General features: G+C 40.3%; 1 pseudogene. It reads left to right on the top strand.

The features are described from left to right. Positions 1-429 precede the first annotated feature (429 nt). Positions 430-1,685, top strand: a pseudogene (locus B4237_RS07775) (lytic transglycosylase); the annotation flags it as partial.

The following is a 1,685-nucleotide window of genomic DNA, read 5'->3' as shown; positions in this document are numbered from 1 at the left end:
GTCATACTCATTCATCTGACACCCTTGCGTTTCAATATATAGCTTTTTCATTGAAACATCAGTGGTGTGCGTTGGCTGGGTGACAGTGTTTTCTGAGGCAGCTTGTGTAGCACTTGGAATGAATGTTTGAACCGTCATGCAGGCTCCTAAACAAGGTGGGTTGAGACAAACCGCGGATTATAGCAGTATTTTTTGATGTGCGCAGAGAATAAAAAACTGACAAAAATGGACACTTTGTGGATGAAATTACGTGAATTTTAATGAATATGAATCAGCAAGTTACATAACACAACAATTGTAAGAAGCTAGACTTATTAAACTATGATCGCAGGGCGAAATTAGGCAAATGTATTGATGAAGATGAGCAAGCAAGATAATTTTATAAATAGCGTTACCCGTAAATTGAATAATAAGAAAAGCTTCCGTCGTATGTTGGCGGCGAGTGGTGTGATTGCATGTTCATCTGTTTATGCCTTGGATGAACAATTTAATGATGCTCTGCGCGCAGCAAATTCAAGTAATATGGCATTGCTCGATCAATATCAATATGAAATGCAAAATGATGTGTTGGGATATTATCCAGAATATTGGAAACTGAATAGTAATCTAGGATTTCAACCTGCTGCTTCAATTATTAGTTTTGCACAACGTTACCCTCAATCAGCAATGGCAGAAAAATTATCAGCTGATTATGTTGAGGAAAAAGTAAAACAAGCAAATTTCAGTGAAGCAAAGCCCGTATTATCTTATGTCACTAATCCTGATCAGGCGGAAAGTTGTGCCGTTGCTCAAGTCCGCGCTCAAACAGGTGATGCTTTAGTTTATGCTGAATATAAAGATGTATGGTTAGCGACTGACTCACAGCCAGAATCTTGCACAGGTTTAGGTCGAATGATGTTGTCGAGTCCGTTGATGACAGCGCAAGATCGTCAACAGCGCTTGTGGGTTTTATTGCGTGCTGGGCAGTCTGGACAAGCAATTGCAACCGCACAAACTATGGGGTTGAGTTTATCTTTAGCTCAACTCAATCAGATTCAATCCAATCCATTGGAATATATTTGGAATGCACCTAAGTCCAATGATGCTGATTATGCGTATTTGATTTTTGCATTAGGTCGTATAGCTGATAACGACTTAACCAATGCGCTTGGCAATGTGCAGCGAGCGGCACAAGATACGCCACAAGCTGTTCAAAAATATTTATATCGTACCGTTGGTTATGTTGGTGGTACGACGGTAATGAAGAATAATTTTAATCGTGAAGTGCTGAATGCATTTGATCAAAGTTATGGTTATCCATTTAGTCCTGAAGAAGCTGAGATTTACGCTCGTCAATCCATTCGTTTTGGTGCATGGGAAAGTCTGATTCGAGCGATTGATGCGATGTCAGTGACACAAAAGCAAGAAGATCGTTGGCAATATTGGTTAGCACGTGCATCTGAGCAACGTTCTGACGCAGCATCTAAGCAAGCCGCGCAACAGATTTATCGCAAACTAGCGCAAAGTGGCGATGATTATCATAACTTACTTGCCAAAGATCGTATTGGTGAGCGTTATAACCATCAGCCTTACAATGAGCAGCCTTCTGCTCAGGATGCACAGCGCTTAAATCAAAATATTCATTTTAGACGTGCGTTTGCATTAAGAGATATTAATGCGCCTGCAAGTTATACCAATCGTGAATG

Source organism: Acinetobacter sp. UBA6526, from assembly GCF_002434875.1.
Lineage (GTDB): Bacteria > Pseudomonadota > Gammaproteobacteria > Pseudomonadales > Moraxellaceae > Acinetobacter > Acinetobacter venetianus.
This window is presented reverse-complemented; position numbering and strand designations above follow the sequence as displayed.